Here is a 17,516-nt window from a genome sequence, read left to right on the forward strand (position 1 = left end):
CGGGTGACCCAGTACAGGCCGGCCTGAGTTTACTGGATCGCCCGGTCAAGCCGGGCGACGACAGACCGTATGTATCGACTTGCCGCCTCACCTCACTCGCAGTAATCCACCGCCATGCTGCGAGCCCCATTTCCATGACCACCGGCCTCCTGATTTCTGCCATCCGTTCCGGTGCCGGCAAGACGACGGTAACGCTTGGTCTGCTGGCCGCGCTGGCGCGGCGTGGCATCAGGCTGCGCGCGGCCAAGGCCGGACCAGACTATATCGATCCCGCATTTCACGCCGCCGCCACCAGCGCGCCTTGCATCAATCTCGACAGCTGGACCATGCCGCCACCTCTGCTGCAGACGCTGATGGCGCGCGCAGCGGCAAGCGCCGATCTCATCGCCATCGAAGGCGTGATGGGGCTGTTCGACGGCGTGCCGGCAATAGATTCCCGCAGCGGCTCCAGCGCCAGCATTGCCGCGCAATTTGGTCTGCCGGTGATCCTCGTGCTCGACGTCACCGCCCAATCGCAGTCGGCCGCAGCCGTCATACGCGGCTTCGCTACTCATGATCCAAGTGTTCGCGTCGCTGGCGTCGTGCTTAATCGCGTCGGCAGCGAGCGCCATCGACGATTGATCACCGATGCCATCGCGGCGCTGAACGTTCCCGTCGTCGGCGCCATCCCGCGCGATGCGGCACTCGCTTTGCCGGAGCGGCATCTCGGCCTGGTTCAGGCCGGCGAACATGGCGATCTTGCAAAGCGCATCGCGGCGCTCGCCGACATGGCCGAGACGCATCTCGATCTCGATGCAATTCTCGCTTTGGCTGCGCCCATCGAAACGTCACCGGCCCGTTCCAATACGCCAGCGTTGGCGCCACCGGGCCAACGGATCGCGCTCGCTTCCGATGCGGCGTTCAGCTTCATCTATCCGCATCTCATCGATGGCTGGCGCGATGCCGGCGCCGAGATCGTCCGTTTCTCACCGCTGGCAAACGAAGCGCCACCCGCGGATTGCGACAATTGCTGGCTGCCGGGCGGCTATCCCGAACTGCATGCTGGCACACTGGCGGCTGCGACCGCATTCCGTGACGGCCTCGCAGGCTTCGCGCAGACCCGCCCCGTTCACGGCGAATGCGGCGGCTACATGGTGCTCGGCGAAGGGCTGGAAGACGCGGACGGTCATCGTCATGCGATGACTGGCCTGCTTAGCCACACGACGAGCTTTGCGAAACGCAAGCTGCATCTCGGCTATCGCGAGGCGAAGCTGCTGGCGGACAGTGCGATCGGATCCCAGGGCGCGCTCATCCGCGGCCATGAGTTCCATTACGCGTCGCTCACCGATATCGGCCGCGACCAACCACTGGTCGATATGATCAATGCCGATGGTCAGCCCCTGCCCGAACGCGGCGGACGGCGCGGCCATGTCACCGGGACGTTCTTTCACGCCATAGCGCGAACATGAGCGCTTTGCCGTAGGGCGGATGGGCGAAGCGTAATCCGCCGGCCGAATGCATGGTGGAGACTCCGTGGCGGATGACGGCTTCGCCTCATCCGCCCTACGGATCCGCTACCTTCCCCAGCGATCCTGCCAGATCTTCTCGCCCACCATGCAATTCACCCGCGGTTCGCGCGCAGCTGCCGGAATGACCTTCGCATAAGGCAGCTGAATGCCCGCCACTTCCATCACCAGCTTGGTACGGATGGCTTCCTTGAACTTGTCACGCTCCTTGATCGGCACCACGAAAGAGCCGGGACCGCCGATCACGCAATCTTCATAGTACCAATCGAGGTTCTCGATATCCATGGTCGAGTAAGACAACTCCTTCGCCATGATCGGCAGGCCATTGATGATGATGCCTTTCTCCACCGCCGCATCGCGCGCGATGGTGACAGGGCCGCCATTGTTGTTCGGCCCGTCGCCCGAGATGTCGACGACACGGCGCATGCCATGCAGCGCGTTCTCCTCGAACAGCGGAACGGCAAAGTTGATGGCTCCCGAAATCGACGTCCGCGACGCCCGGCGGATCGGTGCTTTCATGATTTCGGCGGCGACCGCGTCGGCCGACTCCGGCCCGTCGATCACGCGCCAGGGGATGACGACTTTCTGATCATTGGCGGCCGCCCATTCGAAATAGGTAACGGCGATCTTGCCATTCGGCCCGGTCTTCAGCGCAGCGAGGAATTCCTTCGAGATGATCGCCTGGGCATAACCCTCGCGCTGTATCGCCAGCTCGTCCATATCCATCGAGTAGGACACGTCCACCGCCAGCACCAGTTCGACATCGACCACGGGCTCGGCCTTGCTCTGGGCCAGTTGCCCGCGCAAACCGGTGGCAGCCACACTCGTCGCATCGCCGCCGAGCATCGCTCCGGCGACCAGCACCGCTCCAATCGAGACACACCAGCGCATTGCGGTCCTCCCGTTTGTGAATCAGATGGTGACATGCAAATGACGAGCCGCAAAGCGGGAACCGCGTGGTCGCTTCACAATCAAGTCAGCAATGCCGGTGGTCGCTGCTCATCGACAGAGACCGGCGGTGCGATTATATGTGGACGCCTCAGAGCGCGTCCCGCCGACCGACCGCGTGAATCGTCATGCCCCAAAGCGTTGTTCAGCCGCAGACCAAGGCGAAGCCGAAGGTCGAGCGACCCAAATTATACAAGGTCATCCTGGTCAATGACGACTACACGCCGCGGGAATTTGTCGTCCGCGTGCTGAAGGCGGAATTCCGCATGGCCGAGGAGCAGGCGGCCAAGGTGATGCTGACCGCCCACCAGCGCGGCGTCTGCGTGGTCGCCGTATTTACGCGGGACGTCGCCGAGACAAAGGCGACGCGGGCAACAGATGCCGGACGCGCCAAGGGCTATCCGTTGCTGTTCACGATAGAGCCGGAGGAATAGCTCCGGCCCCCTCATGGTGAGGAGGCGCGAAGCGCCGTCTCGAACCATGAGATGTCGGAGCTCCGAGCGTCCGGCCATCCTTCGAGACGCCGCTAGGCGGCTCCTCAGGATGAGGATGGAAGTTATGGCAACGCGTCTTCATCGGCCAGCCCGTACACCCGCTCCGCCCTTGCAAATCCCGCAATCGGAAACTCACCGAGATCGGTCCACTCGACTCCGCTCGCATCGACGAAAGCGGACGATGCCACCACCGTGCGGGACAGCTTGCCGGCGATCTTCTCCAGTCGCGCGGCGAGATTCACCGCGGGACCGATGCAGGTGAAATCCACGCGATCACCACCGCCGATATTGCCATACAGCACCTTGCCCACATGCAAAGCGAGGCCGAAGCGGAATTGCTCCTCGGTCAGGCTGGCTCCTGCCCAGCGGAGCTGCTCGACGGCTGCACGAGACAGGCGCGCAGCTTCCAGCACGCGGCCGCACACAGCCGTCAAGTCGTCCTCATCTTCGGCCACGGGAAATACGGCAAGCAACCCGTCGCCCATGAATTTCAGCACCTCGCCGCCCTGCTCCAGGATCGCCGGCACCTGACAATCGAAATAGCGGTTGAGAATATCGACTACATTTTCCGGCTGCAGCCGGTCCGACAGCGCGGTGAATCCGCGCAGATCGGACAGCCAGATCACAGCCTGCATGGTCTCGGTATGGCCGCGCCGGATCTGCCCGGCGAGAATGCGCGCACCCGCACGGGCGCCGACATAATTATCGAGCAGGCCGGCAGCCGTGCGGCGGAGCAGATGGATTTCGATCATGCGCGTCAGTGACGGCATGATCCGGCGGAGGCCAACCAGCTGGGCCTCGGTGAAACCTTCGGGATCGCGCGTGATCCAGCTGGATGCATAAAACTCGCCGTCCGACATCACGAGCGGCAGCGCGATGTAATCGGTGCAGCCCTCGGCGCGCATTTCGGTGAGAAACGGCCTGTTGCTCACCATGTCATCGCGGAGCGAATGACGGACTTCCACCCCCTCGTTGAAAACGCGGTGCAGCGGACTGATCTGGAATTCCTCGCCGTCCTCCTCGCCATGGGCCATGGAGCCCAATGTCACGCCAGTACCAGCCCGCCAGATGAAGCCACGCCCCATCATGCTCGGATGAAGCGTCCGCACGAACACGCCGACACGGAACAGCGGGATGCCGCAGGCGACCATGCGCTCGCAGGTCTCTGACATAAAGAGATCGGTGCGAACGGCCGAACGCGCGCCCTCGGCAAGCCAGGTGATGAGATCGTTGAGTTGTGTCGTATCCATTGCGGGGTGAGCGTAACACAACCGCGCTGCCGTAGGGCGGATTAGCGAAGCGTAATCCGCCGGCCGATTCCTTAATTATGCTCCGCGGCGGATTACGGCTTCGCCTCATCCGCCCTACGGCCGAGCTCTTATCCCACCTGCCCGCGATGACGGATAAAATGGTCGGCGATCACGCAGGCGACCATGGCTTCGGCCACTGGCACGGCGCGGATGCCGACGCAGGGATCGTGACGTCCCTTGGTGAGAATGTTCGTGTCGGTGCCGCTGCGATCCACGGTCTTGCGCGGCGACAGGATCGACGATGTCGGCTTGACCGCAAAACGCGCGACGATGAACTGGCCGGTGGAAATGCCGCCGAGAATGCCGCCTGCATGGTTGGACATGAAGGTCGGGCCGTTATTGCCCATCCGCATCTCGTCCGCGTTTTCCTCGCCAGTCAGCGCGGCAGCATCGAAACCGTCGCCGATCTCGACGCCTTTCACGGCATTGATACTCATCAGCGCCGACGCGATGTCGCTGTCGAGCTTGCCATAAATCGGTGCACCGAGGCCGGCGGGCACGCCATCGGCCACCACCTCGATCACTGCGCCGATGGAGGAGCCGGACTTGCGGATGCCGTCGAGATAGTCGGCATAGAATGCCGCCTTGTCAGCATCAGGGCAGAAGAACGGATTGTTCCCGACCTCGTCCCAATTCCAGTTCGCACGATCGATCTTGTGCGGCCCCATCTGCACCAGAGCGGCGCGGACATTCACACCCGGCACGACTTTTCGCGCAATAGCGCCAGCCGCCACACGGGTCGCGGTTTCGCGCGCCGAGGAACGACCGCCGCCGCGATAGTCGCGCAATCCGTATTTCGCCTCATAGGTGAAATCGGCATGGCCGGGGCGGAATTTGTCCTTGATGTCCGAATAGTCCTTGGAGCGCTGATCGGTGTTCTCGATCAAGAGCGCGATCGGCGTTCCCGTTGTCACCTGCATGCCGGTCTGCGGATGCGCCATCACACCGGACAGAATCTTCACCGCGTCGGGCTCCTGCCGCTGGGTGGTGAAGCGCGACTGGCCGGGACGACGGCGATCGAGGTCGTGCTGGATCTCGGCCGCTTCCAGCGGAATCATCGGCGGGCACCCGTCGACCACGCAGCCGATCGCGACACCGTGGCTCTCGCCGAAGGTGGTGACGCGGAACATATGGCCGAAGGTATTGTGGGACATGGGGTTTCCGAAGATCGCAAAAGTCGACACATGTCGTAGCGACATGTCGCGAGAATCGCAACAAACGCCCCCTTCACGGTGATTAAGCGAACTTCTCCAGCCCGCTTTCGCCAAACACATAGACCGCGCCCTGCTGGATCGGCAGTTCCGCGACGCCCTCCGGCGTGTCGAGCCCGAGCGCCACCATCAGCGCGCGGCAGGTGCCGCCATGGGCGACCGCGACCACGTCGCCGGTCAAATCTGCTGCCCAGGCGCGGACGCGTTCCTGAACCTCAACATAGCTCTCACCACCTGGCGCCGGCAGCGTCCATTTCTGGGTCAGGCGCGCGGCATAAAGATCGGGCTTGTCGGCCCGCTGCTCGGCCAGCGTAAAGCCTTCCCAGTCGCCATAGCCGATCTCGCGCAGGCGATCGTCAAGTGCATAGTCGCCCACAGGAATAGCAAGCTCCGCGCGCACCAATTCCATGGTGTTGCGCGCGCGGCCAAGCGGGCTGGCGACAAAAGACACATCGCGATGAGTGCGATTGTGACGCGCCAGCAGATCCTTCAGCACCGTACCGGCATGCGTCGCCTGTTCGCGGCCGAGATCATTAAGCGGAATGTCCTTGGAGCCCTGAAAACGACCCAAGGCATTCCACTCGGTCTGGCCGTGGCGGATGTAATAGATGGTTGGCATGAGGTGAGGCTCGATGTTTCCAGTCGTCATTGCGAGCGTAGCGAAGCAATCCAGAGGCCAAGAACGAAGGCTGGATTGCTTCGTCGCTACGTTCCTCGCAATGACGGCATATTATTCCCCGCTGCCCATGCGAATATCCGGCGCGTCCGGCACCTTGGTGCCGAGTACGTGATAGCCGGCATCGACATGGTGCACCTCGCCGGTGACGCCGCTGGAGAGATCGGAGAGGAAATACATCGAGCTCTGGCCAACTTCGTCGATGGAGACGTTCTTGCGCAGCGGCGCGTTCACTTCGTTGTATTTCAGCAGATAACGCGAGTCCGCGATGCCCGCGAAGGCCAGCGTCTTGATCGGGCCGGCCGAGATCGCATTGACGCGGATGCCCTTCTCGCCGAGGTCTGCCGCGAGATAGCGCACACTGGCTTCCAGCGCGGCCTTGGCGACGCCCATGACATTGTAGTTCGGCATCCACTTCTCGGCGCCGTAATAGGACAGCGTGACGATCGAACCGCCTTCCGTCATCAGCTTCTCGGCGCGCTGGGCGATCGCCGTCAGCGAATAGCAGGAGATCAGCATGCTCTTGCTGAAATTCTCCGCGGTCGTGTCCACATAGCGGCCTTCGAGCTCATTCTTGTCCGAGAAAGCGATGGCGTGGACCACGAAATCGATCTTACCCCACTTGGCCTTGGCGGCGTCGAACACCGCGTCGATGGTAGCGGGATCGGTGACATCGCAATGGCCGAGCAGTGTCGCGCCGAGTTCGGCAGCCAGCGGCTCGACGCGCTTCTTCAGTGCATCGCCCTGATAGGTCAGCGCGATTTCGGCGCCTTGAGCCTGACACGCCTTGGCGATGCCCCAGGCGATGGAGCGGTTGTTGGCGACGCCCAGAATGACACCACGCTTGCCCTTCATCAGGCCCGACACTTCGCTCATATCGCCTCCGTTTTGCGCTGACCGGCTTTGGGCCGGCCTCAAATCTGGCCCTTGGGGTACACCAGCACTGCCGCAGGGTATAGCCCCAAAGTGGCCGCTTGGCGGCCGTTTACCCTGTGCGCCAGCGTCGGAATAGATGCCCTACCAAGGTGTTATGATGGATGCGGCAATTGTGGCCGCCTCGAAATACCGATGGACCCAGCCGATGGCGACAGCCTCATGAACGCGTTCCGCGACGGCGTGGAGAGCATGATTCCGGCGCTGCGGCGTTATGCCCGCGCGCTGGCACGCGACACAGACATTGCCGACGACCTCGTGCAGGACACGCTTGTGCGCGCGCTGCGCTCCGAAAAGCTGTTCATCGGCGGCGACCTGCGCAGCTGGCTCTATACGATCCTGACCAATCTGAACCGCAACCGCCGCCGCTCGCTGGCGCGCAAGCCTGTGTTCACCGAGCTGTTCGACACCAATGCGGATGCGTCAGGCACCGAAGCCGAGGGGCGCGATATTTCGCGCGCTCTTGCTGCCTTGGTCGAGGAGCAGCGCTCGGTGCTGCTGCTCGTGATGCTGGAGGGACTGAGCTATCGTGAGGTCGCCGACATCCAGGGTGTGCCGATCGGCACCGTGATGTCGCGCCTCGCCCGTGCCCGTGCCCATGTCAAAGCCTATCTCGACGGCGAGCGCCCGGCGCTCCGCGCGGTCAAGTGATCTTCCGAGGACCCGACGATGACGACCCCGAACATTCCCGTCACCGAAGATGAACTGCACGCTTTCATCGACGACGAATTGCCGGCCGAACGTCGCGCCGATGTGGAAGCCTGGCTCGCGGCACACCCCGACGATGCCGAGCGCGTGCGCTCCTGGCGCAGCATGGCCGATCTCCTGCACGCACGTTACGATGCGGTAGCCGACGAGCCGGTGCCGCAGCGACTCGAGCTCGAGCGCCTGACCCGGCAGTCGCAAACACGGCCATGGCTCTATAGCGCCGTCGCTGCAGCGCTGGTCGCCTTCGTCGCCGGCGGCAGCGTCGGCTGGCTGGCGCGCGGCACATCCGCCTCGTCGCCGAGCTTTCGGACCTTCGCGCTCGATGCGCTCGATGCCCATCGCACCTATGTGGTGGAAGTCCGCCATCCCGTCGAGGTCGCGGGCGACGAGCGCGCGCATCTGCAGCAGTGGCTGTCCAAGCGCGTCGGCTACGCCGTCAAGGCACCGGATCTGGAGAGCAGCGGCTTGAAGCTGGTCGGCGGACGCTTGCTGCCTGGTCCCGACGCCCCGGCGGCGTTCTTCATGTACGAGACCGCCAGCGGCGAGCGCTTCACACTTTATACGTCGCGCGCCAAAACCGACACGACCTCGATGCGCTACGCCTCGCAGGACAAGGACGGCGCCATGTTCTGGGCCGACAAGGGCGTCGGTTATGTGGTGTCAGGCACGTCCGACAAGGAGCGCCTGAACACCGTAGCGCGGGCGATCTACGATCAGACGGAGAAGCTGGGCGGATAGCTCGGATCTTAGGATGGGTAGAGCGTAGCGAAACCCATCCTAAGACCGCGCAGTGTTACATCTCACTCCGCGGATTATACGGGTGTCCGCTCTGCCACTTCTCCATCAGCGCTTCCAGCTCCGCGTCGTTGCCGTCGGGAAGCATGATGCGGGTGGTGAAATAGAGATCGCCGGCACCGTCGGCTTTCGGCAAGCCCTTGCCCTTCAGGCGAAACGTGCGGCCGCTCGACGTATTCTTCGGGATCGACAATTCGACCGCGCCTGTCAGCGTCGGCGCACGCACTTTCGCGCCGAGCACGGCTTCATAGAGCGTGATCGGCAGGTCGACGCGCAGGTCGCTGCCGTCGATCTTGAAGGTCGAATGAGGAGCGATGGTCACGGTGATCATCAGATCGCCGGGGCGGTGGCCGGGGGCGGTCTCGCCCTGCCCGCGCAGGCGGATCTGCTGGCCGTTGGTGACGCCGGCCGGCACCTTGACGTTCAGCTCCTTGCCGGATGGCAGGCGCACGCGCTTTTCGGCACCCTTGACGGACTCCTCGAGAGTCACGGTCATGGCGACATTGATGTCGAGATCGGGGATGCCGCCACCATAGGCGCTGCCGCCGCCGAAGCCACCGCTCTCGAATTCGAACGACTGCGCACCGGCACGGGCGCCGCGAGCGGCCGCGCCGCCGAACATGCTGTTCAGGATATCCTCGAAGCCGGCGGCGCCGCCGGCGCCAAAGCCCTGCTGGCCGCCGCGGAAGGCGTGCTCGAAACCGGCACCGCGCGCGCCGCCACGTCCGCCGCCCGGGAAGCCCTGGAAACGCGGCTTGCCTTCGGCGTCGATCTCACCGCGGTCAAACTGCTTGCGCTTGTCCTCGTCGCCAAGGATTTCATTGGCCGCGTTCACTTCCGAAAACCGCTCGGCGGCTTTCGGATCGTTCTTGTTGGCGTCGGGATGATGCTTCTTGGCGAGCTTGCGAAACGCACTCTTGATCGCCGCAGCACTGGCGCCCCGCTGCACCCCCAAGACCTCATAGGGGTCGCGCATCCGTCGTCTCTCCTCACATATGCGAAATACGGGCTTCGGACGGCTAGGCCCGGACCCGCGTGAATGGCATGCGGGACAAACCCGCTTGCCCCTTCATCTGGTGTGTTCGTGTCATTTTTGCAACGGGGCCGCAAGCGGTGAAGCGAAACTCAGCTTCGCTTCCACGGCACCAGAGTCCGCACGTCCCAGCGTCCGCGCTCGCCTTTACACGCCGCACCTTGCATCCAGCTTTCGGTGGTGCCGTTGACATAGGAGGCGAGAAAGTCACGGCAGGTCTTGCCCTCGGCGACATAGGCATTGGACAGCGGCGTGACCGAGCCGCGGGCACCGGTCACCGGATTTTCCCATGGCTGGCTGGAATCCTTGCTGCCGCGCGTGAGCACATCACTGGCGGCGTTGCGGGCGAGCGCCAGATCGGCCTCGGTCGGGTCGTAACTCGCCGACTGCGCCGTGGGTGACATAGAACCGGGCGTGATCGAGCCGGTCACGTCGCCGCCGTCCATCCTGGCGAACGGGCCGTCATTGTCCCGCATGACGCTGCAACCGCCAAGGCCCGTACCGATGAGAATAGCTGTCAAAGCTGCCTTGAGCGGCCACAGACCCGATAGGCCAATGCGTCCGCGTGCCCTATATAGGTCTCGCCTATAGAGGGATCCTGGCGCGCTATCGCTGACAGGCCAACGCAATACGGAACTCCGGACATGACCGACACGACCCCCTCCATGAAACACCCAACTCCGTTAACGTCCGGTGATTTTACGGCGGCAGAGGAACCGTTTGCGCTGTTTTCCGAATGGTTTAACGAAGCCAAGACGTCCGAGCCGAACGATCCCAACGCCATGGCGCTGGCGACCGTCGATGCCGACGGCCTGCCCGATGTGCGCATGGTGCTGATGAAGGGCTATGACGCCGACGGTTTCGTCTTCTACAGCCATATCGCCAGCCAGAAGGGCCAGGAACTCGCCGGCAATCCCAAGGCCGCGCTGCTGTTTCACTGGAAATCGCTGCGCCGGCAGATTCGTGTTCGCGGGCCGGTGACGCCTGTGACCGATGCCGAAGCCGACGAATATTTCGCCACCCGTCCGAAACAGGCGCAGATCGGTGCGTGGGCCAGCAAGCAGTCGCAGCCGCTGGAGAGCCGCTTCGCCTTCGAGCAGGCCATCGCCAAAGAGGGCGCGAAATATCTGATCGGCAATGTTCCGCGCCCGCCAGGCTGGAGCGGCTGGCGCATCATTCCGCAGAGGATCGAGTTCTGGCACGACCGCCCGTTCCGCCTGCATGACCGTATCGAATTCCGCCGCGATGCCGCCGGCAGCGCCTGGAGCAAAGTGAGGATGTATCCGTGAACGCTGACCCGGCCGCGAGGCCCAAAGCCGCGATCCATTCCGGATCGAATGCGCCCAAGCGCACGATGCTCCTGACCGGCGCAAGCCGCGGCATCGGCCATGCTACCGTGATGCGCTTTTCCAGCGCCGGCTGGCGCGTGCTCACCTGTTCGCGGCATCCATTTCCTGAAGTCTGTCCATGGGACGCAGGTCCCGAAGACCACATCCAGGTCGATCTCGCCGACCATGACGACACCGCCCGCGCCATCGACGACATCAAGGAGCGCCTGAACGGCGGCACGCTGCACGCGCTGGTGAACAATGCTGCGATCTCGCCGAAGGCCGAAGGCGGCAAGCGCATGGGCTCGATCGACACCGATGTCGATACCTGGACCCATGTGTTCAACGTGAACTTCTTCGCACCGATCATGATGGCGCGCGGGCTGATCGAACAGCTCAAGGCCGCCAAAGGCTCGGTAGTGAACGTCACCTCCATCGCCGGCTCGCGCGTGCATCCCTTTGCCGGCGCCGCCTATGCCACATCGAAGGCCGCGCTCGCGGCGCTGACGCGCGAGATGGCATCGGATTTCGGCCCACTCGGGGTGCGCGTCAATGCGATCGCGCCGGGCGAGATCGACACCTCGATCCTGTCGCCGGGAACGCAGGCCATCGTCGATCACCAGATTCCGATGCATCGCCTGGGCACGCCGGACGAAGTCGCCAAGATCATCTATGTGCTGTGCACGGAGACGAGCTCATACGTGAACGGCGCCGAAATCCACATCAATGGCGGCCAGCACGTCTGACCACACTCTTCGCACCTCATGGTGAGGAGCGCGCTCTTGCGCGCGTCTCGAACCATGAGCTGGCCGGGCTCGAGCATGCGGCCATCCTTCGAGACGCCGCTGCGCGGCTCCTCAGGATGGGCGCGGAGTTTTTGTTTTCGGAATGTGTGGGAACATGAAGTGAGGCTGGCGCCTTTCTGGCGCTCCTCGCAGGGAAGGCGGAACAATCAGTCCGCGTAAAACTTTCGCAGCATCGGCGCCGCGGCGCTGATGCCGGCGCTGGAACAATCATCATCGGACTCGCCTTCGAGCAGGGCCGCGCCGCAATGCCGGCACGTCCGCGCCGATATCGCCTGCGCCCTGCCGACGGCGATACGCGCTTGCTTGTAGGAGCGCAGATCGACGACGTTCCGCCCGGGCATTTCTGTTTTATCAACCATTGCTGTCCTCATCGCTAGTGACAGCGGTTATGACAGCAAGACTTAGCGCAACCGTTCAGCGGAATGCTCGAATTTTACCTGAAATATTGTGGCGGAAGAGAGCACCTACTTCGTAGGGCGGATGAGCCGAAGGCGTAATCCGCCGCGGAGTTTCGGTTACGCCCTCGGCCGGCGGATTACGCTGCGCTCATCCGCCCTACGCCCTGCGCGTCGTTGCCTGATCAACCTGTCAAACAGCCACGTCCTTCCCGAGATCATGAGTCCTCATTCTCGCGGCGCTTGCGCGTCCGAGGTGTGAGCAGGTCTCCCCTCGAAGACATGAGGGGAGGCGGCACGCCGCAAGGCGCGTGGGGGTGGGACTGACGCGATCGGTTTGCACTGGATCGCCAGTGCTGGCCGGCCGCGCAACGCCTGACGGCGTGCCACCGCGGGACTTTTGGCTGGAGGACCGCTCTGTCGCACACCGGCACGTCCCTTACTCCTTGCCGCAGCAAGTTTCCGAGCCGCTGATCCCGACGGATTTCTCCGCCGTTCGCCTGTGCCGTCGCAGCCGACCTATCGGCTCCCCCTCGTATTGGGGAGGGACGGTGACCCCCGGCCTCCCGAGTCCTGCTTGCGAGGCAGGCCGCGGGCTCCGCATCCTGTCCCGCTCAAAGAACGCCTCATGAGAGCGCCCCCCGCGAACAAGACGGCAGCGATAATGGACGGGATGGGAATTTTGTCAAGAACAAAATAAGAACATTTAGACTCTGCTTGTCATCCCCGCGAAAGCGGGGATCCGGTACACGCCGACTGAGCAGCTTGATCCGATCCATGGGTGTCTACTGGATTGCCCGGTCGAGCCGGGCAATGACATGTCAGAGGCCGCTACGCCAAGCGGCGACGGCAGAGGTTTGGCCAAGCTACGCAACAATGGGGAAAGCGCGGCGGAGCGTCAGCCGCCCAGCTTCGCCATCAGGGCTTCGGAGATTTCGAAGTTCGAATAGACCTGCTGCACGTCGTCGTGATCGTTGAGCAGGTCGACGAGCTTGAGCAGCTTTTCGCCGGTCTCGTCATCGACGGCGATGGTGTTCTGAGGCTTCCAGGTCAGTTCCGCCTTGCTGGCTTCGCCGAACTTCGCTTCCAGCGCCTTCGAGACTTCGTGGAAACCGTCGGCCGAGGCATAGATTTCGTGGCCGCTCTCGCTCGACACCACATCGTCAGCGCCGGCCTCGATGGCCGCTTCGAGCATGTCATCGGCCGATGCCTTGTCGGCGGGATATTCGATGATGCCGACCCGATCGAACATGAAGGACACCGAACCGGTTTCCCCCATATTGCCGCCCGACTTGGTGAAATAGGAGCGGATGTCCGAGGCGGCGCGGTTGCGATTGTCGGTCAGCGCCTGGACGATGACGGCGACGCCACCGGGGCCGTACCCCTCGTAACGGATTTCATCGTAGTTCTCGCCATCGTTGCCCGCGGCCTTCTTGATGGCGCGCTCGATATTGTCCTTTGGCATGTTCTCCGCGCGCGCCGCCAGCACCGCGGAGCGCAGGCGCGGATTCATTGCCGGATCCGGCGTTCCCAGCTTGGCCGCCACGGTAATTTCGCGGGCCAGCTTGGAGAACAGCTTGGACCTCTGGGCGTCCTGACGGCCCTTGCGGTGCATGATGTTCTTGAATTGGGAATGTCCGGCCATGCAGGTCTCTCGATCGTCCGACTGATTGAATATGAGGGCTGTGGCGGGGGGTTATAGGGGGCGAAATTGGCAAAATCAAAAAAACGGCGGAATAGCGAAAATCGGCCGCCCCGGCCAAATGCCGCTTAACGATCGTTTCACCGGTAGGTGCAAGACTACTCGCATAAATTGCATAGCGGGGGAGGCATGGCGATCCAACTGTTTCGCAAGCGGCTGGCCGAGACGGCCGTGCCGGTGATCGACGCTGAAAAACCTGCCCCTCATGCCCAGCCGCCGCTTCCCGAACCCGACCCTGCCCGCGACATCCTGGAGTTGCTGGAGCTCGAACTCGGCGGCCTCGTCCGCCAGCTGGAGAAGGCCGCAGGCGCGGTGGCGGGAGGCGCCGAATCGACCGCGGCAACCCTCGCCGCGATCCGCACCCGCACCGATGCGTTGACAGACCGCAGCACCGGCGCGCTGGCGACCGCCGCAACCTTCTCCCATGCCGCCGACAAGTTCACCCATTCGGCCCAGGCCATCGGCGCACAGGTGCGCGATGCCGGCCAGCTGGCGGACGCGGCCGGCGCTGCCGCCCATGAGGCCAGCCTGAATGTGGACCGGCTGCGGGAATCCTCCGCGGCCATCGGCCAGGTGCTGGACCTGATCGCCCAGATCGCGCGGCAGACCACCATGCTGGCCCTGAACGCGACCATCGAGGCCGCACGGGCCGGCGCCGCAGGGCGCGGCTTTGCCGTGGTCGCGACGGAAGTGAAGGCGCTGGCGGTGCAGACCCAGGGGGCCACCGAAGAGATCAAGCGCAAGGTCGACACGCTGCAGCGCGACGCCGCGAATTCAGTCGAGGCGGTGCAGCGGATCTCCGCGGCGATCGCGGCGATCCGCCCGGTGTTCTCCCATGTGAATGAGGCCGTGGCCGAGCAGAATACGACCACCGGCGAGATGGCGAGCAACGCAGCCGCCGCGTCGCAATTCATCGCCGCGGTCGGCGACAGCGCGCAGAAAATCGATGCCGCGGCCAGGACGGCGACGGAACATGGCGCGGACGTCGCGCAGGCCGGCGCCGCGGTGACGCTGTTTGCCTCGAAACTGAAATCGCGCTGCGCGGTGCTGCTGAAGCAGGACGCCGCGAGCGAGGAACAGCGCAAGCGCGAACGCCTGCCCTGCCATCTGGATATCGTGCTGGACACGGGCGGCGGACAGCTGCGCGCGCCGGTCTATGAGATCGCCATGGATGGCGTGCTGATCGGCGGGCCGGATGCGGCGCGGCTGCCGCTGCACGCGGTGCTGTCCGCGGAGCTCGGCGAGATCGGCGCATGCCGGCTGCGCATCGACGCGCGTGGCAACAGCGGCGCACAGGCCCGCTTCGTAGCGCCGGATGCACATCTTGTCAGCCGCATCGAGGACCGGCTCTGGGCGATCCACGACGAGAACACCGAATTCGTGACGCGGGCGCTCGACGCAGGCGCGGCGCTCAACAAGATCTTCGCCGACGGCGTCGCATCGGGCGCGATCACCATCGACGACATGTTCGACGAGACCTATGTGGAGATCGCCGGCAGCAATCCCGTGCAGTACCGCACGCGGATGCTGCCCTGGGCTGAGCGCGCGCTGCCGGAATTCCAGGACGCGTTTCTCGCCCGGGATTCGCGCATGGCATTCTGCGTCATGATCGACCGCAACGGCTATCTGCCGGTGCATAACGGCATCTATTCGAAGCCGCAGCGCCCCGGCGACGTCGCCTGGAACACCGCCAATTGCCGCAACCGCCGCATTTTCAACGATACGGCGGGCCTCGCCGCCGGACGCAACACCCGCGCCTATCTGATCCAGAGCTATGCCCGCGACATGGGCAATGGCACCACCGTGATGATGCGCGAGATCGACGTCCCCGTGCGCGTGCAGGGACGGCATTGGGGCGGATTCCGGACGGCGTATAAGCTGTGACGCCGGGTCGTAGGGCGGATAAGGCGCAGCCGTCATCCGCCGCGGAGTTTCCGCCATGCAATCGGCCGGCGGATGACGCTTCGCTCATCCGCCCTACGTCTCTGCCCTCATCCTGAGAGCTTGACTGGAAAGGCGGTCTGTAGTTTGGCGCTGCTGGTCGCCTAGACGGAGCGCAACAGTCCCTCATGGTGAGGAGGCCTAGCGGCGCAATTGCGCCGCTGACAGCGCCGTCTCGAACCATGAGATGGCTTGGCTCGGAGCCTTTTCGGCCATCCCTTGCGAATGGCTACGCCATTCGCTGGGAGACGCCGCTGCGCGGCTCCTCAGGATGAGGGCGGAGTATAGAAGAACCCTCATGGTGAGGAGCGTCCACTTGGCCGCGTCTCGAACCATGAGCTCGCGCCCAGACCGCTTTATGAGTCAGACTCTGAGGGGCCGCGCAGGCCGCATCTCGAAGGATGACTGGAAAGCTCCGAGCCAAGCCAACTCATGGTTCGAGATGGAGTTGGTGGAACGCATGTCACACCAATGACATTCGATGTTGGTTCAACCCGGTTGGACCGACATCGATCACCCACTCGTTTCCCGAGGCGACCATGAACGAACTCTCCCCCGACAATGCAAAAGCCATGCATGACCGCGTGCGTGAGGAGATGCTCGACAGCTACGACGAGGAAATGGAACTCGAACTCGACGAAGACCGCATCGACCAGATGGCCGATGAGCTGGCCGGCCAGAAGCTGACCTCATCGGTCGACCGCCGCACCTATTTCAAGGAACTGTTCCGCCTGCAGGGCGAGCTGGTGAAGCTGCAGAGCTGGGTGCAGCACGAGAAGCTGAAGGTCGTGGTGATCTTCGAGGGCCGCGACAGCGCCGGCAAGGGCGGCGTCATCAAGCGCATCACCCAGCGGCTCAATCCGCGCATCTGCCGCGTCGCCGCCCTGCCCGCGCCGAACGAGCGCGAGCGCACCCAATGGTACTTCCAGCGTTACGTGTCGCATCTGCCGGCCGGCGGCGAAATGGTGCTGTTCGACCGCTCCTGGTACAACCGCGCCGGCGTCGAGCGCGTGATGGGCTTCTGCACCGAGGACGACGTGCAGGAATTCTTCCGCTCGGTGCCCGAATTCGAACGCATGCTGGTGCGCTCGGGCATCATCCTGATCAAATACTGGTTCTCGATCACCGACGAGGCGCAGCATCTGCGCTTTGCCATGCGCATCGCCGATCCCCTGAAGCAGTGGAAGCTCTCCCCGATGGACGTGCAGGCCCGCGCGCGCTGGGAGGCCTATACCAAGGCCAAGGAAGCGATGCTCGAACATACGCATATTCCGGAAGCGCCGTGGCATGTGGTGCAGGCCGTCGACAAGAAGAAGGCCCGCCTGAACTGCATCGCGCACCTGCTCGCGCAAATCCCGTACAAGGATCTGCCCTATGAGCCGGTGGCGCTGCCGGAACGCGTGCGCAACCCCGACTATTTCCGCGCCCCCGTGCCTGCGGAGATGTATGTGCCTGAGAAGTATTAAAGGGCGCATGAGCCGACTCGTCCGCCAACGCGCGAAGAGCGACGGAAGGCGTCGTCCGCCGTTCGCAAAGCAATTCTGTTTCGACGACATCGTGTCCCGGGCGCGCTGCGGCGCAGGCGATGCAAGGCATCGCCGACAAGGCTGCTGCGCAGAACCGGGACCGTCACAGGCTCCGGCGCTTGGTACGGTCCCGGCTCTGCGAGGCGGCACTTGCGGCGAAGCTTCGCTTCGCCTGAGCGCCGCATCGCGTCCGGGACACGGTTCA

The 17,516-nt window shown here is 63.8% G+C and carries 17 protein-coding genes; 8 read left to right on the forward strand and 9 right to left on the reverse strand.

What is annotated here, in order from left to right; genetic code table 11:
• The first annotated feature begins 134 nt into the window (after nt 1-134).
• The gene (locus E0H22_RS21005; protein ID WP_233022915.1) at nt 135-1,448 is read left to right on the forward strand and encodes a cobyrinic acid a,c-diamide synthase CobB; all 1,314 of its coding nucleotides are present in this window, start codon (nt 135-137) and stop codon (nt 1,446-1,448) included.
• A 105-nt stretch (nt 1,449-1,553) separates the two neighbouring features.
• On the opposite strand, the gene E0H22_RS21010 is transcribed toward E0H22_RS21005, so the two are convergent.
• Complete coding sequence (locus tag E0H22_RS21010; RefSeq protein ID WP_233022916.1) at nt 1,554-2,396, reverse strand: DUF1194 domain-containing protein; 843 nt, start codon at nt 2,394-2,396, stop codon at nt 1,554-1,556.
• A 185-nt stretch (nt 2,397-2,581) separates the two neighbouring features.
• On the opposite strand from E0H22_RS21010, the gene clpS reads away from it, so the two are divergent.
• Nucleotides 2,582-2,887 (forward strand): ATP-dependent Clp protease adapter ClpS, encoded by a 306-nt coding sequence (gene clpS / locus E0H22_RS21015; protein WP_233022917.1) that lies wholly within the window; start codon nt 2,582-2,584, stop codon nt 2,885-2,887.
• A gap of 122 nt (nt 2,888-3,009) precedes the next feature.
• On the opposite strand, the gene E0H22_RS21020 is transcribed toward clpS, so the two are convergent.
• From E0H22_RS21020 to fabI, 4 genes are all read right to left on the reverse strand, one after another.
• Entirely contained in the window at nt 3,010-4,197 is a 1,188-nt protein-coding gene (locus tag E0H22_RS21020; RefSeq protein WP_233022918.1) for an adenylate/guanylate cyclase domain-containing protein, read from the reverse strand.
• Between the two features lie 128 nt (nt 4,198-4,325).
• Nucleotides 4,326-5,411 (reverse strand): chorismate synthase, encoded by a 1,086-nt coding sequence (gene aroC, locus E0H22_RS21025; RefSeq protein ID WP_233022919.1) that lies wholly within the window; start codon nt 5,409-5,411, stop codon nt 4,326-4,328.
• Nucleotides 5,412-5,493: 82 nt separating this feature from the next.
• Complete coding sequence (locus E0H22_RS21030; protein WP_233022920.1) at nt 5,494-6,087, reverse strand: histidine phosphatase family protein; 594 nt, start codon at nt 6,085-6,087, stop codon at nt 5,494-5,496.
• A gap of 111 nt (nt 6,088-6,198) precedes the next feature.
• Nucleotides 6,199-7,020, reverse strand: coding sequence for an enoyl-ACP reductase FabI (fabI, locus tag E0H22_RS21035; protein ID WP_233022921.1), 822 nt, complete (start codon nt 7,018-7,020; stop codon nt 6,199-6,201).
• Between the two features lie 219 nt (nt 7,021-7,239).
• Here fabI and E0H22_RS21040 point away from each other — a divergent pair, with 219 nt between their 5' ends.
• Together E0H22_RS21040 and E0H22_RS21045 are read left to right on the forward strand one after the other, a co-directional pair.
• A complete protein-coding gene (locus E0H22_RS21040) occupies nt 7,240-7,728 on the forward strand; it encodes a sigma-70 family RNA polymerase sigma factor (RefSeq protein ID WP_233026460.1) in 489 nt (162 codons plus the stop codon).
• Between the two features lie 18 nt (nt 7,729-7,746).
• Nucleotides 7,747-8,523 carry an anti-sigma factor family protein gene (locus E0H22_RS21045; protein ID WP_233022922.1) on the forward strand — a complete coding sequence of 259 codons (777 nt, stop codon included), beginning with the start codon at nt 7,747-7,749 and terminating at the stop codon, nt 8,521-8,523.
• Between the two features lie 55 nt (nt 8,524-8,578).
• Here the strand turns inward: E0H22_RS21045 and E0H22_RS21050 are convergent, their stop codons facing one another.
• A complete protein-coding gene (locus E0H22_RS21050) occupies nt 8,579-9,556 on the reverse strand; it encodes a DnaJ C-terminal domain-containing protein (RefSeq protein ID WP_233022923.1) in 978 nt (325 codons plus the stop codon).
• A 149-nt stretch (nt 9,557-9,705) separates the two neighbouring features.
• Complete coding sequence (locus E0H22_RS21055; protein ID WP_233022924.1) at nt 9,706-10,134, reverse strand: RT0821/Lpp0805 family surface protein; 429 nt, start codon at nt 10,132-10,134, stop codon at nt 9,706-9,708.
• 123 nt (nt 10,135-10,257) lie between these two features.
• Here E0H22_RS21055 and pdxH point away from each other — a divergent pair, with 123 nt between their 5' ends.
• Together pdxH and E0H22_RS21065 are read left to right on the forward strand one after the other, a co-directional pair.
• A complete protein-coding gene (gene pdxH / locus E0H22_RS21060; RefSeq protein ID WP_233022925.1) occupies nt 10,258-10,902 on the forward strand; it encodes a pyridoxamine 5'-phosphate oxidase in 645 nt (214 codons plus the stop codon).
• A 65-nt stretch (nt 10,903-10,967) separates the two neighbouring features.
• Nucleotides 10,968-11,687, forward strand: a complete 720-nt coding sequence (locus E0H22_RS21065; RefSeq protein ID WP_430715292.1) for an SDR family NAD(P)-dependent oxidoreductase — start codon at nt 10,968-10,970, stop codon at nt 11,685-11,687.
• 206 nt (nt 11,688-11,893) lie between these two features.
• Here the strand turns inward: E0H22_RS21065 and E0H22_RS21070 are convergent, their stop codons facing one another.
• Together E0H22_RS21070 and E0H22_RS21075 are read right to left on the reverse strand one after the other, a co-directional pair.
• Nucleotides 11,894-12,106 (reverse strand): hypothetical protein, encoded by a 213-nt coding sequence (locus E0H22_RS21070; protein ID WP_233022926.1) that lies wholly within the window; start codon nt 12,104-12,106, stop codon nt 11,894-11,896.
• A 934-nt stretch (nt 12,107-13,040) separates the two neighbouring features.
• Nucleotides 13,041-13,787, reverse strand: a complete 747-nt coding sequence (locus E0H22_RS21075) for a YebC/PmpR family DNA-binding transcriptional regulator (protein WP_233022927.1) — start codon at nt 13,785-13,787, stop codon at nt 13,041-13,043.
• Between the two features lie 186 nt (nt 13,788-13,973).
• Between E0H22_RS21075 and E0H22_RS21080 the strand changes: the two genes are divergently transcribed.
• Nucleotides 13,974-15,728 carry a methyl-accepting chemotaxis protein gene (locus E0H22_RS21080; RefSeq protein WP_233022928.1) on the forward strand — a complete coding sequence of 585 codons (1,755 nt, stop codon included), beginning with the start codon at nt 13,974-13,976 and terminating at the stop codon, nt 15,726-15,728.
• 596 nt (nt 15,729-16,324) lie between these two features.
• On the forward strand, nt 16,325-17,251 hold the full coding sequence (gene ppk2 / locus E0H22_RS21085) for a polyphosphate kinase 2 (protein WP_233022929.1): 927 nt from the start codon (nt 16,325-16,327) through the stop codon (nt 17,249-17,251).
• The last annotated feature ends 265 nt before the right edge of the window (nt 17,252-17,516 follow it).

Origin of the sequence: Rhodopseudomonas boonkerdii, from assembly GCF_021184025.1 — a bacterium.
Lineage (GTDB): Bacteria > Pseudomonadota > Alphaproteobacteria > Rhizobiales > Xanthobacteraceae > Tardiphaga > Tardiphaga boonkerdii.